The 13,141-nt window shown below is 53.8% G+C and carries 11 protein-coding genes; 10 read left to right on the top strand and 1 reads right to left on the bottom strand.

Annotated features, from left to right (window positions below):
• Nucleotides 1-192: 192 nt before the first annotated feature.
• Nucleotides 193-291, bottom strand: a complete 99-nt coding sequence (locus tag EJO66_RS33355; protein WP_124959365.1) for a DUF3789 domain-containing protein — start codon at nucleotides 289-291, stop codon at nucleotides 193-195.
• Nucleotides 292-741: 450 nt separating this feature from the next.
• Here EJO66_RS33355 and EJO66_RS08275 point away from each other — a divergent pair, with 450 nt between their 5' ends.
• The 10 genes from EJO66_RS08275 (at nucleotide 742) to wbjC (ending at nucleotide 13,120) form a co-directional block, all read left to right on the top strand.
• Nucleotides 742-1,860, top strand: coding sequence for a polysaccharide biosynthesis/export family protein (locus EJO66_RS08275; RefSeq protein WP_125965144.1), 1,119 nt, complete (start codon nucleotides 742-744; stop codon nucleotides 1,858-1,860).
• A gap of 154 nt (nucleotides 1,861-2,014) precedes the next feature.
• Nucleotides 2,015-3,292, top strand: a complete 1,278-nt coding sequence (tviB, locus tag EJO66_RS08270) for a Vi polysaccharide biosynthesis UDP-N-acetylglucosamine C-6 dehydrogenase TviB (RefSeq protein ID WP_125964986.1) — start codon at nucleotides 2,015-2,017, stop codon at nucleotides 3,290-3,292.
• Nucleotides 3,289-4,344, top strand: coding sequence for an NAD-dependent epimerase/dehydratase family protein (locus EJO66_RS08265; RefSeq protein ID WP_125964985.1), 1,056 nt, complete (start codon nucleotides 3,289-3,291; stop codon nucleotides 4,342-4,344). Before tviB ends, EJO66_RS08265 begins: the two co-directional genes overlap by 4 nt.
• A complete protein-coding gene (locus EJO66_RS08260) occupies nucleotides 4,344-5,906 on the top strand; it encodes an oligosaccharide flippase family protein (RefSeq protein ID WP_240648556.1) in 1,563 nt (520 codons plus the stop codon). Before EJO66_RS08265 ends, EJO66_RS08260 begins: the two co-directional genes overlap by 1 nt.
• A gap of 70 nt (nucleotides 5,907-5,976) precedes the next feature.
• A complete protein-coding gene (locus tag EJO66_RS08255) occupies nucleotides 5,977-7,260 on the top strand; it encodes an O-antigen ligase family protein (protein WP_125964983.1) in 1,284 nt (427 codons plus the stop codon).
• 12 nt (nucleotides 7,261-7,272) lie between these two features.
• On the top strand, nucleotides 7,273-8,589 hold the full coding sequence (locus tag EJO66_RS08250) for a glycosyltransferase (RefSeq protein ID WP_125964982.1): 1,317 nt from the start codon (nucleotides 7,273-7,275) through the stop codon (nucleotides 8,587-8,589).
• The gene (locus EJO66_RS08245; RefSeq protein WP_164547790.1) at nucleotides 8,576-9,784 is read left to right on the top strand and encodes a glycosyltransferase; all 1,209 of its coding nucleotides are present in this window, start codon (nucleotides 8,576-8,578) and stop codon (nucleotides 9,782-9,784) included. Before EJO66_RS08250 ends, EJO66_RS08245 begins: the two co-directional genes overlap by 14 nt.
• An 8-nt stretch (nucleotides 9,785-9,792) precedes the next feature.
• Entirely contained in the window at nucleotides 9,793-10,923 is a 1,131-nt protein-coding gene (locus tag EJO66_RS08240; RefSeq protein ID WP_164547789.1) for a glycosyltransferase, read from the top strand.
• A gap of 12 nt (nucleotides 10,924-10,935) precedes the next feature.
• Nucleotides 10,936-11,988: a polysaccharide biosynthesis protein gene (locus EJO66_RS08235; RefSeq protein WP_125964979.1), complete on the top strand. Its 1,053-nt coding sequence runs from the start codon at nucleotides 10,936-10,938 to the stop codon at nucleotides 11,986-11,988.
• 4 nt (nucleotides 11,989-11,992) lie between these two features.
• A complete protein-coding gene (wbjC, locus tag EJO66_RS08230; RefSeq protein ID WP_125964978.1) occupies nucleotides 11,993-13,120 on the top strand; it encodes a UDP-2-acetamido-2,6-beta-L-arabino-hexul-4-ose reductase in 1,128 nt (375 codons plus the stop codon).
• The last annotated feature ends 21 nt before the right edge of the window (nucleotides 13,121-13,141 follow it).

Below are 13,141 nucleotides of genomic sequence, written 5' to 3'. Positions count from 1 at the left end.
AATGTAGCTGGAAGTACCACTTGTCACAGACGGCCGCTCACATTTTAGAAGCGGTTTTGCCAACTTCATCACAGATTTCCGTAGGGAAAAAGTCCTAAAGGCGCCTCAGCGCGCCGTCATGAGGAGTGTCCCGCGGTGATGCGTGGCAACAACGGTTACCTGCCCCAGCCGGCGAGGCCGGGGCTCTCGGCTTCAGTCGTCCGACCGCGAAACGTGGAGCAGGCACATGAGCAGGACACCCAGGAAGGCGCCTGCAATGAAGATTCCGGTGTCAATTGCGATGGTGTACATGGGTAAAAGCAGCAAATGCCCTCCAGAAAGGCTCTTTTTGGAGCATTGGACATGCCGCACCTGACCTCCCGCTGAGTGCCGATGTCAATCCCTCAGGCGATACAAAAAAACGGCCGGCCTACCCAATACGAGTGATGACAAGTCGCCCGTTTCTTCGCTCTACCGCGTCCAACTTCCTTCAAGTAACAGCGTTGCCCTGACAAGGGTATTCATCACACTTTTTGCAGGAGATGGGTTGCTAAAGGTAACACTCGTTAGATATCTCTGAAAAAGTGATCCGCGTCACTTGTTGAATACAAACGTTTAGCAACAAAAGTTAAAATATACGTACAGGGAGGGGTATTCAGCAACAGCTAGTCCCTGTGGGGCCGGAGTCGCGGCCCTCATCGCAACAACCAGGGGACTGTTTTGAGACGAGAAGTGAACGCAACGGCATGGATTGCCGCTGCAATGTTGGGCGTGGCCGTGCTTCAAGGCTGCGCCGTTGCTCCGGGCATGGGTGCCGTCGAGCCCTACCAGGTCGCCGAAGATCTGCCTCCCAAGTTCCAGTACCTGCCCGACGCAGCACCCGAGGACCGGATCACCCCCATCACGCCAGCCCTGGTGCGCACTCTGGCCAAGGCCGCGCCCAAGAACCTGCCGCCCGAAGTGCAGGCCCTGTTCGGCAAGCCGAAGAGCTACACCATCGGCCCCGGAGACGTGGTCGGCGTCATCGTGTATGACCACCCCGAGCTGCTGCCCAACGCCGGCGCCGTCATCTCCCAACAGGCCGACCCCACCGGCGTGAGCGTGGCGCCCGGCTTCATCGTCGATTCGTCGGGCGAAATTGCCTTTCCCTACGTCGGCCGCGTCAGGGTGGCGGGCCTCACCGAGGCCGAGGCCGGCGACCTCATCTCCAAGCTCATCGTCACCCAGGTGCGCGAGCCCGAAGTGACCGTGCGCATCCAGTCCTTCCGCAGCCGCCGTGCCTATATAGAAGGCGAAGTGCGCTCACCGGGCTCGCAGATCTTCACCGACGTGCCCATGACCCTCACCGAGGCCATCAACCGCGCCGGCGGCATCACCGCCAACGGCAACCGCGCAGACGTCACCCTGGTGCGCGACGGCAAGTCCATCGACATCGACCTCACACGCCTGCGCCAGGCTGGCCACGACGGCAACGACATTCCCCTGAGAAACGGCGACACCATTCGCGTGGGCACCCGCGAAGACGCCAAGGTGTATGTGATGGGTGAAATCCTGCGCCCATCGGCACTGCCGGTGCGCACCAACGGCCGCCTCAACCTGAACGAGGCGTTGGGCGAAGCGGGCGGCCCGGTGCTTACCACGTCGAACCCCGGCCAGATCTACGTGATTCGGCAAGGTGCCACCGGCTTGCCCGCGATCTTCCACCTGGACGCCAAGAACCCCGCCGCCATGGTGCTGGCCAGGCAGTTCAGCCTGGAGGCGCAAGACGTGGTCTACATCGACCCGGTGCCGCTCGTGAAGTGGAACCGCGTGATCAGCTTGATCTTGCCCGCCGCGCAGGTGGTGAACTTGGGTAGCGAAACGGCGGATCGGTTCCGCTGAGAGCGGGCCGGGTTGCCGTGGTGAACAGGTCTTGCCACAGCGCCTCGGCCGGTTTTATCGCCCGCCAAGTCTTAAAGAGGAGCTTGGCGAGCGGTGCCGCGTGCGGCATTGCCCCCTTTTGGTCAGAGCGCCCCGCAACCGGAGCTAGTCTCGAATGAACTCAAACAATTCTAAGATTGCCGTGATCGGCCTGGGCTACGTCGGCCTGCCGCTTGCCGTCGAATTCGGCAAGAAGCGCGATGTCGTTGGATTCGACATCAATCCGAAGCGCATTGCCGAATTGAGGGAAGGGCGCGATCACACCCTTGAAACCACGCCCGAAGAATTGAAGGCGGCGAGTCGGTTGGCCTTTACGTCGGACATCGCCGATCTGCGCGATTGCGGGATCTTCATCGTCACGGTACCCACCCCTATCGACAACGCCAATCGCCCTGATTTGACGCCGTTGATCAAGGCCAGCGAGACGGTCGGCAAGGTAATGCCGACCGGCGCAATCGTCATCTACGAATCGACCGTGTACCCGGGCGCGACCGAAGAGGTCTGCGTGCCGGTGCTGGAGAAACACAGCGGCCAGAAATTCAATGTCGACTTTTTCTGCGGCTATAGCCCCGAGCGGATCAACCCCGGTGACAAGGAACACCGCCTGTCAACCATCAAGAAGGTGACCAGCGGCAGCACGCCCGAGGTCGCTGAAACGGTTGACCAGCTATACGGCCAGATCATCACCGCTGGCACTCACAAGGCCAGCACTATCAAGGTTGCCGAGGCCGCGAAGGTGATCGAAAACACGCAGCGCGACGTGAACATTGCGCTGATGAATGAGCTCAGCCTGATCTTTCATAGGCTAGGCATCGACACGGGGGAGGTTTTGCAGGCCGCCGGCACCAAGTGGAACTTCCTGCCTTTTCGTCCGGGACTGGTAGGAGGCCACTGCATAGGCGTAGACCCGTATTACCTGACGCATAAGGCGGTCGAAGTCGGCTACCACCCTGAAGTGATCTTGGCGGGCCGACGCATCAACGACAACATGGCTAGCCACGTGGCTGATGAAGTGATCAAGCTGATGCTGCGCAAGAGCTTGCCGGTGCTGAACAGCAAGGTCCTGGTGCTGGGGCTGACCTTCAAGGAAAACTGCCCGGACGTGCGTAACACCAAGGTGGTGGACATCGTGAGCACTCTTCAGAGCTACAACGTCCAAGTCGACGTATTCGATCCGTGGATCAATGTGGCCGATGCCGAGCATGAATATGGACTTAAATGCTTGGTCGAAATGCCTCAGCCCGGCCAATACGCTGCCGTGGTGCTGGCAGTGGGGCACCACCAGTTTGTTGCATTGGGGGAGGCCGGAATTAAGGCTTTGGGCCAAGCGGGCGCCGTGCTTTTTGATGTGAAGAGCATCCTGCCATTGGGTGCAGCAGACGGAAGGCTATGACAAATTTCACTCCCAATCAGACTGCCTACGAGCTGCTGCTCGAACGCCTGACCAGCGAACGTCATACTTGGCTGGTCACCGGCGTGGCCGGCTTCATCGGCAGCAACCTTCTCGAGGCGCTTCTCAAGCTCGACCAGCAAGTGGTCGGTTTGGATAACTTTGCCACCGGCTATCAGCGCAATCTTGACGAGGTGCGGACTCTAGTCAACGCGGATCAATGGGGACGGTTCACCTTCATCGAAGGCGATATCCGCAAACTGGAGGATTGCCGCCGCGGATGCGAGGGCGTGGAGCACGTCTTGCATCAGGCCGCATTGGGCTCCGTGCCGCGCAGCCTTGCCGACCCGATTACCACCAACGCCACCAACATCGATGGCTTTCTCAACATGTTGGTGGCGGCGCGCGATGCGGAAGTGAAGAGCTTCACCTATGCCGCGAGCAGTTCGACATACGGCGATCACCCGGCGCTGCCGAAGGTTGAGGACGTGATTGGCAAGCCGTTGTCGCCCTATGCGGTTACCAAGTTTGTCAATGAACTCTATGCGGATGTCTTTGCGCGAAGTTACGGATTCACGGCAATTGGTCTGCGCTACTTCAACGTGTTCGGGCCACGCCAAGACCCTAACGGCGCCTATGCGGCTGTTATTCCAAAATGGACAGCGGCAATGATTGCCGACGAGGATATCTTCATCAATGGCGATGGAGAAACTAGTCGCGACTTTTGTTTCGTCGCGAATGCCATTCAGGCAAATCTGCTCGCCGCTACTGCTTCAACCGCAGAAGCGCGAAATCAAATATACAACGTCGCGGTTGGCGACCGCACTACCCTCAATCAACTTTTTGAGGCGTTGCGCGAGACGCTTGCGGCCAACGGTGTCTTATATCTCAAAGAACCTCTATATCGCGATTTCCGGGCCGGTGACGTACGACATTCACAGGCGCATGTAGGTAAGGGGAGAGCGCTACTTGGGTATGTGCCGAGGCACTCAATTCGAGCCGGCATAATTTGCGCAATGCCATGGTATCTCAGCCTAAAACACCAAGCCAATTGATGGTGTTCAACGTGGAGAAGCCGAAAGACCAACTAGTCCACACTGATGAATGCTCGGTGCGGAGTAATGCTGGCAATGTGATATATGGGCCGCCATCCGGTAATGACATTCCGAAGCTTGCGAGGCGAGCTGCAGGTTGGTCCATATTCTTGACTGCCGTGCGCCAAATTCTCACGATTGGCACCACTATGGTTGTTTCGCGCCATGTCACTCCCTCCGAATTCGGGGTGGCGGCGATGGCGTTGACGTTTTTGGCGTTTCTCGTATTGTTCGATACGGCGCTCACTTGGGCGACAGTCCAGGCGCCCATATACGACAAAGAAAAATTCGACGCACTCTTTTTCTTTGGTTTTTTATTTGGAGTTGGCCTTTTGGGACTATCTGTGATAGCGGGTCCTCTGTTGGCCGCGTTCTACAATGCGCCCAAGCTGATATGGCTCAGCGTTTTTATCGGGGCAGCAGCCTTTCTTAATAGCCTCGCAACGCAACCGGCCGCATTACTTCGTCGGCGGCTGCAGCAAAAAAAACTGAATACGATAGATACGGCGGCGTTGTGTGTGAGCTGTGCCGTCGGAATTGGCTTGGCTCTGGGCGGGGCCGGCGTATGGGCAGTGGTGAGTCAGGCGGTCTGCATGCACGCTGTTCGATCCATTGCTGTGCTGGCCTTGTCCGAGGCAATTCCGGGTTGGCCACGGAAGTTCTCTGTCGCACTGCCGGAGTTGCGTAAAGGAGCAGGTTTTGCTCTTTCAAATTATGTCTGCTACTTCCAACTATATTTAGGTGGAATTCTGGCTGCACGTTGCTTTGGTAGCCTTGCAATGGGCAACTATCAGCGCGCATACGGCGTGAAATCAATGCCTACGCAATATGCATCGATGGTTGTGACCGATGTCATGGTTTCCTCGCTGGCGGCTTTGAGGAGCGAGCCCGAAAAGCTGGCATTGCTTTATCGCAAGGCCTTGATCATTACATCGGTGATTGGGTGCCCAGCGGGGGCGTTTCTATTTTCAGGGGGTGCAGAAGTCATTCGATTGCTTTATGGCCCTCAGTGGCAAGGCGCTGCACGCCTGCTTCAGTGGTTTGCGCTCGCAGCGATGACACTGCCGATATCAACATCCACTATATGGCTATTTCTAGCTGCGGGAAAAGCTCGAGAACAACTTTGGATGAACATTGGGCTTACTGGAATTTCTTTAGTAGCACTACTCTCGACGGCTAAATTTGCGAGAGATTTGGAAACGCTTGTACTTGTAGAAAGTGCTTTGTTTGCCGGTCCGTATCTCGCAATGAACCTCTTCTGCTCGCATCGCGCTCTTGGTATTTCATTGCTTTTAACGGTGCGTAGCCTTATTCCAATTCTGGCTGCCTCGATCGTTGCGGGTGCGTGTGCCTATGTGCTCGGGGCAGCGTGGAGTACAGATTTTTGGCAAGCATTGGCATGGAAAATAATTGTTTTTTTTGCAATTTATGTACCAATTGTTTTATTTACGGTGCGTCCGTTTCCCTTCGCGGCTGTAGAGAGACTGCTGAACAAAGTGACTACGAAGAAAGAGGCGCTATGACCTTGCTTACTGCCGCGATATTTGCTCGCATCCACAAGCCGGTGTCGGAAAATAAATTCCGTGAAGCATCATGCGCAGCCTAGGGCAACTTTTTTCACGTATCGGACTTCTTGCAGTTGCCGCTTCTGCATTTCTCATTAGCTTTGCACTCGATGCCGGCCCAGTAGGGTATCCATACTGGATCATCCTCACCGTGTTCGCTGTGGGTTCATTCACATTGTCCAACCTAGTTCGAGGTCCTCTGAAGGTGCCGTCGCAAGTTGAACTATCGGCTGGTTTCTTTTTGATTTGGGTAAGTTGTTCTTTTTTTTGGTCGATCGCACCGCAGCGCACACTTTCGGCAATATTGTCATATTGCTTGGCATTCGCGTTAATGTCATGTGCGCTTCGGGCTGGAAGGAATATTCCGTGGTGGAGATTTTTAGGCTTAGCTTACATAGCAGGCTGTGCGATCGCCGCTCTCATTGTCATCTCTAACGGCTTTTCTTTTGTATCAAACAGCGCCCTTGATGCACGCTCTACTGTTGGCGATTTGAATGCAAATTATGTCGCTTATGCCGTGTCCACTGCACTTCCGATAGCAATTACGCTAATCTTGGACCGGCCCGGCCGTAATTTAGGAAATTATGCGCTTTTAGCTTTTTTGGGGCTTGGGCTCACTGCCATTATGTTTTCCGGCTCTCGAGGCGCCTTGCTGGGAGTGCTTGCGGCCCTTTCTTTCTACGCGCTCACGAAAATCCGTCGAAACCTTGGCAAAGCGCTACTTGCCGTAGCAATGATTGGTGCTCTTCTTTTCTTCATTCTTGACTACCTGCCGTTAGAAGTGCGGCAGAGGTTGGATTTTTTTGCTTACCTTGCGAGCGATAAATGGGACATCGATTTCTCCGGGCGTGAAGAACTCTGGCCATTCGCAATTTCACAGATTTATTCAAGCCCCTTTCAAGGTATTGGGGCCTATGCCTTTCAAGAAATAAGTCCTCTGGAAATTCCGGTCCATAATGTTCTTTTGACCATTGCTGTTGAAAGTGGATTGATTGGGTTGTTTCTATATTTTAGAATTATTTATCTAGTTCTGCGGAAGCTCCTAAGGTCGGCCAATAGAGCGGCAAAGATTGGGGGAATTTTGCTTTTTCTCGTCTGGATCCCTATGGCGTTAACGGGAGTATGGGAGTTCGCTGCGCCAGCATGGTTTGCCTTTGGCTGGATGGTGGGAGTGGCCAACCGCATTCCTGTGGAGGTGAAAAATGCTGAGCACCAAAATTTTCCTATCCTGTCGGCATCAAGGCCTCTGAAACCTCATGGTGCGCGATCTGATTCGCTAGAGTTCGACGCAAAACGCCAGCTTGACGCCTGAGGAGTCTCGAAGATGCGAAAATTCCCAAAAATCCTAATTGTCAATGGTGAGCCCCTAAATGGGGTCTCAGCTACCGGAATCACGGTTGCAAATCTATTCAAGGACTGGCCGAATGGCGCTATCTCTCAGATATACACTGCCAATATCCCTACAAACGCAGATCAATGCAAATTCAGTTCACGACTGACCGCACGTGATCTCTTGCCTTTCGCACGCTTACGCTCAGCCGCGACGCCCAGCATAGAGATGTTCATTGATGGTAGGGTCACGGGGCCGTCTGTAGCAGTTGCGAAAATTGGTATTCGAGCGAAGCTGCAGTACGCCTGTGCTCCTTTGCTCGATTTCTTGCCCTATCGTCTCCCTATATCTCTGATGAGGCAGGTGGAGGAATTTCAGCCAGACCTCATCTACTCGCTTTTGGGAAATATAAGAATTACGCGGCTGGCACACGAGTTGGGGCGACGACTTCGTATACCAGTGGTCCCGCATTTTATGGATGATTGGCTCGCTACATATTCTGTGCCTGACAAAAGTTCTGGAACATGGCTTCATCGCATAGTGCTCAACAGGGCGGTACAGCATCTTTTTGATCGAGTGCCATTTGGAATGGCTATTGGCGACATGATGGCTAAAGAATACTCGCGCAAATTTGGTTGCGACTTCTTGCCTTTTATGAATCCTGTTGACTCGGTGTTCAGTGATAGAGAAACCAAATGTGGTTCGACCGCGCCTTTGGTATTTGTCTATGTTGGCGGTCTACACCTGCGTCGCGACCAAGTGCTTTTAGATCTTATTGATGTGCTGTCTAGAATCAATCAAGATAGGGCCGTCGCAGAATTGCATATATATGCACCGAAGGTGGATGAAAAAAAAGCTACGCAGCTTGCGGAACTTAGTACCACAGTCCATTACTGCGGAAGCATTGCAGCTCATGAGGTTGCCAAAATCCTAAAGTGCTGCGACGTTGCAGTTCATGTGGAGTCGACAGAACCTAACATCGCTCAGTACACACGCTTCTCCGTATCGACAAAAATACCGCAATATCTTGCAGCAGGTTTACCAACACTCGCATACGGTCCTGCCGCCTCGGCATCTTCCTCATATATCGAGGATTCGAAAGTGGGAGTTTCCGTTGCTGGAGGTAATAAATCGGCTCTATTTTCTGCTGTTAGTAGGCTTGTCTCGGATTGTCAATGGCGCGAGGAGCTCAGTCACTCTGCCGTTAATGTTGCAAGGGAACGTCATTTGGGTGAGCGCGTGCGGTATGCCTTCACGACAGCGCTATCGCGTGCCGCGAGCATGGGGGAGCGAGCTCATGCAGGAGCTTAAACAACGGATCCTCATTACAGGAACTTTTCGTTTCCCAGAGGGGGATGCTGCTGCTGCGCGAGTTCTTGGTATTGGGAAAGCACTTCGACAAGGCGGCTATGACGTTCATTTCGCCGGCTGGGAAGAAGATGGTCGACCAGAAGACAAGTGCGGCGAAGGGGAATTTTCCTATCAGGGATTTTCTTATTCTCCGCAGAACCAATTTAGATTGAGAAAGCTTAATCCGTTTTCTCGCTTGCTTAAATATCTGACTATGGGGGCAGGTGCTGTAAGATGGCTGCGTCGATACTCTCGAGTGAAAAGATTTGATGCAGTTATCTCTTATCACGGCGGAGTTGTTTATCTTTTATTGTTGAAGTTTTTCTGTTGGCGAAAGAAAATCAAACTGATCGTCGATTGCACCGAATGGTATGACGCCGATTCGCTACCTGGCGGAAAATGGGGGGTTGCAGCGATCGATCATGAGTTGCGGATGCGCGTCTTAAACCCATGGATCGGACAGATTATTTCGATCGGCCGATTTTTGCAGGAATTCTATGCAGTACGCGATTGTCGAGTTTTTCTTTTACCCCCGATGGTCGATTTGGCTGAGTCAAAATGGGCTGCGAAGAAAAAAATAATGGCGCCGGGATTGCGCTTAGTGTATGCAGGAATACCTGGAAAGAAAGATACCTTGCATTCCGTATTGCTGAGCCTTGACGTTCTCCATAAAGAAGGACATCAGGTTAGCTTGGATCTTATCGGTCCCACTGAAACAGAGATACTGAGCTGCGTAAATAATGATATCGAACTGCTTCGCCGTCTTCGGAATCGGCTAAATTTTCACGGCCGAATCGCTCAATCAAGGGTTCCTGCACTCCTGCAGCAAGCTGATTTTTCCATCCTCTTTCGTCCGCAAAGGCGATCGTCCAATGCTGGGTTTTCGACAAAGCTGGTTGAGAGCTTGGCAGCTGGTGTGCCAGTTATTGCTAACGCAACTGGTGACATTCCTGCGTACATAGAAAACGGAAAAGAAGGGATATTGGTTGATGACGAAACGTGCGATTCGATAATTACTGGGCTGAGGTATGCGCTGACGCTTGATAAAAATAGGTTATCTGAGATGCGCGAAGCGGCACAGCAATGCGCGAGGCGTAATTTTCATTATGAAAACTATTGCGACAATCTTCGAGGATTTGTTGAGGGTTGCCAATAATGCGCATCGTGTTTCAGTACTACAGTGGTGGTGGTGGTGGGCTTGCAAATTTCGCTTTGCTTTTGCAGGCATATTTGCATAGATTTCCTGAGGATCATATTACTATCGTTTGCTCTGATAATTCTTCCCTTCGGCAACTAAAATTTGCTTCCAATGCCGACGTAATTTTAATTCGCGAAGGGCGCTTCAAGGAGTTGACGCGACTTTGGCTGGGGTGCGTCGAACTTAATAGCATAGCAAAGCGTACGCGAGCGGATATTATTTGGTCTCTCAACCTTGGTACCTACATTAAAAGCAAAATCCCCACGGTTCTCTCATTGAATAACGCTCATCAGGTATATCCAAAAGAGGATACGAAAACTCATCCGGGAGGTGGGCTTCGCGTATTTTTGTTGCGTCTTTTTTTTCGGCTTTCGTCGCGCGCCGCCCATGGGATCATTGTGCAAACACCATTAATGGCGAAATACGTGATCGACCGCTGCGGAAAAAACTACCCCGTTGGGATTGTCCCAAAGGCGGTAGAAGTTGATCGAGACGTTGGCTTTGAACCACTCCCGGCTCATATCACCGATCGATTGGACCGGCGATCTGTGATGCGCGAGATTAATTGGCTTTATGTCGCGACATCCGTCCCCCATAAGAATCACGCGGTTGTTATTCAGGCATTTCAGATACTTAAAAATCAAGGAAAAAAACATCGCCTTGTTCTTACAATCGATGAAGAATCAGCGATTCAATGGGGCGGCGATTCCGCGCGACAGTTGATTCGTGAGGGTTCACTGGTTGCACTTGGTTGGATAAACAAAGTGCATCTGAAGTCTCTTTATGCGAAGTGTGATGCGTGCCTGATGCCGAGTGTTCTTGAATCGCTTAGTTCATCGCACCTCGAGGCAATGGAGTGGGGATTGCCGCAAATTGTCGCGGATTTGCCTTATGCACGTGATTTGTGCGGGGATGCGGCAGTTTACGTCAACCCTTATGACGCGGAGCAATGGGCCCGAGCGGCCGAGCGCTTGTCTGAGGATGGCGTTTTACAAAAGCGCCTCGTCTCGGAGGGTCGCAAGCGAATGAGCGAATTTCCTGAGAGTTGGACTGAATGCGCAGAGCGTATTCGTTTGTTTTTTAATTCTATTGAATAAAGAATTGACTTTATGGAAAAATTTTTTTTTAAAAAAACGTTGCTTATTACCGGTGGTACCGGTTCTTTTGGTAATGTTGTTCTGAAGCGATTTATCTCAACTGATATAGGAGAAATTCGCATCTTCAGCCGAGATGAGAAAAAACAGGATGATATGCGCAAACGCTATAACCATCCCAAACTCAAGTTTTACATCGGTGATGTCCGAGACTCGCGCAGCGTGGGCGCCGCTATGCGGGGGGTTGACTACGTTTTTCACGCGGCGGCACTTAAACAGGTGCCTTCTTGCGAATTCCACCCGATGCAAGCGGTGCGCACCAACGTCCTCGGCACCGAAAACGTCTTGGAAGCCGCAATTGCCGCAGGCGTAAAACGCGTCGTGTGCCTCAGCACCGACAAAGCCGTCTATCCCATCAACGCCATGGGCATCAGTAAAGCCATGATGGAAAAGGTGATGGTCGCTGCCAGCCGAAATCTTGAAAGCACCAACACCATCATTTGCGGCACGCGCTATGGCAACGTTATGGCCTCTCGCGGCTCGGTCATTCCACTGTTCGTGGAGCAGGTGCTGGCAGGCAAAGCCATCACCGTGACGGACCCGTCCATGACCCGTTTCATGATGACCTTGGAGGACGCAGTCGAACTCGTGCTGCATGCCTTCGAGCACGGCAATAACGGCGACATCTTTGTGCAGAAGGCCCCGGCAGCGACGGTGCAAGTGTTGACGCAGGCCATTCTGGAAGTAATGCGCAAGCCGGATCACGAAGTGCGTGAGATCGGCACGCGCCACGGAGAGAAGCTCTATGAAGCGCTGTTGAGCCGCGAGGAAATGGCCTGCGCCGAAGACCAGGGCGACTATTACCGTGTGCCACCCGACGGCCGCGACCTGAACTACGCCAAGTACGTGGAGGAGGGCGAAGAGCGCATTACCCGCAGCACGCATGGCGAGGACTACAACTCGCACAACACCACCCGGCTCGATGTGGAAGGTATGAAGAAGTTGTTGCTCAAGCTCGACTTCATGCAGCGCATTGCCCGCGGTGAGCCCGCGCTGGCGCAGGAGTAAGAGCATGAAGGTGTTGATTACCGGCGCTCGCGGTTTCGTCGGCAAGAACCTGCAGTTGCACTTGGCCGAGCGCAAGGATGTGCAAGTGGTCTGCTTCACCCGCGACGAAGACGCGGAGCAACTGCCCGCCCTGTTGCAGGAGGTGGACTTCGTATTCCACCTCGCGGGGGTCAATCGCCCTCAAGACCCGCAAGAATTCACCACCGGCAATGCAGAACTCACGCAGAGCCTGTGCCGTGCCCTCTGCACCATTGCCGAATCCACCGGCAAGAAGGTGCCCGTCGTCTATACCTCATCAACCCAGGCAGGTTTCGACAACCCCTACGGCCGCAGCAAACGCGATGCGGAAGAGACGCTGCAGGCCGCCGCTCGCAGCCACGGCATTCCCGTACATCTCTGCCGGCTGCCCAATGTGTTCGGCAAATGGTGTCGGCCCAACTACAACTCGGCCGTGGCCACCTTTTGCCACAACATTTCGCGCGGTCTTCCTATTCAGATCAACGATCCGGCAGCGCCCGTCACACTGGTGTACGTGGACGATGTCATCGAGCGTTTCGTGCAGTTGATGGATGGCGCGGATGCCGCGGCAAACCCGGATGGTTTTGCCACCGTGGCGCCGCAGTACACCACCACGGTGGGTGAGTTGGCCCGGCAAATTCAGTCGTTCAAGGACAGTCGCAGCACGCTCATGACCGATCGCGTGGGAACAGGGCTGGTGCGAGCGCTCTATTCAACCTATGTGAGCTACCTGCCGCCCGAGTCCTTCGCTTACCCCGTGCCGCAGTACGGAGACGCGCGCGGCGTGTTCGTCGAAATGCTCAAGACGCCAGACGCAGGCCAGTTCTCGTTCTTTACCGCGCACCCGGGCATCACGCGAGGCGGCCACTACCACCACAGCAAGACCGAGAAGTTCCTGGTCATCAAGGGTCAAGCGCGCTTCAAGTTCCGGCACATGCAAACCGGCGAAGCGCATGAACTGGTCACCGCGGGCGACAAGCCTGAGATCGTCGAGACCGTGCCTGGCTGGACGCATGACATCACCAATATTGGCACTGACGAAATGGTGGTGATGCTCTGGGCCAATGAAGTGTTCGATCGCGCGCGGCCAGACACCTTCGCCTGCCCGTTGTAGGCCCCTCGATTCTTGATTGAT

It is taken from the genome of Variovorax beijingensis (assembly GCF_003951285.1).
In the GTDB taxonomy this organism is placed as follows: Bacteria; Pseudomonadota; Gammaproteobacteria; order Burkholderiales; family Burkholderiaceae_C; genus Variovorax; species Variovorax beijingensis.
The sequence above is the reverse complement of the archived record's forward strand: the minus strand, read 5'-3'. Positions and strand labels throughout refer to the sequence as shown.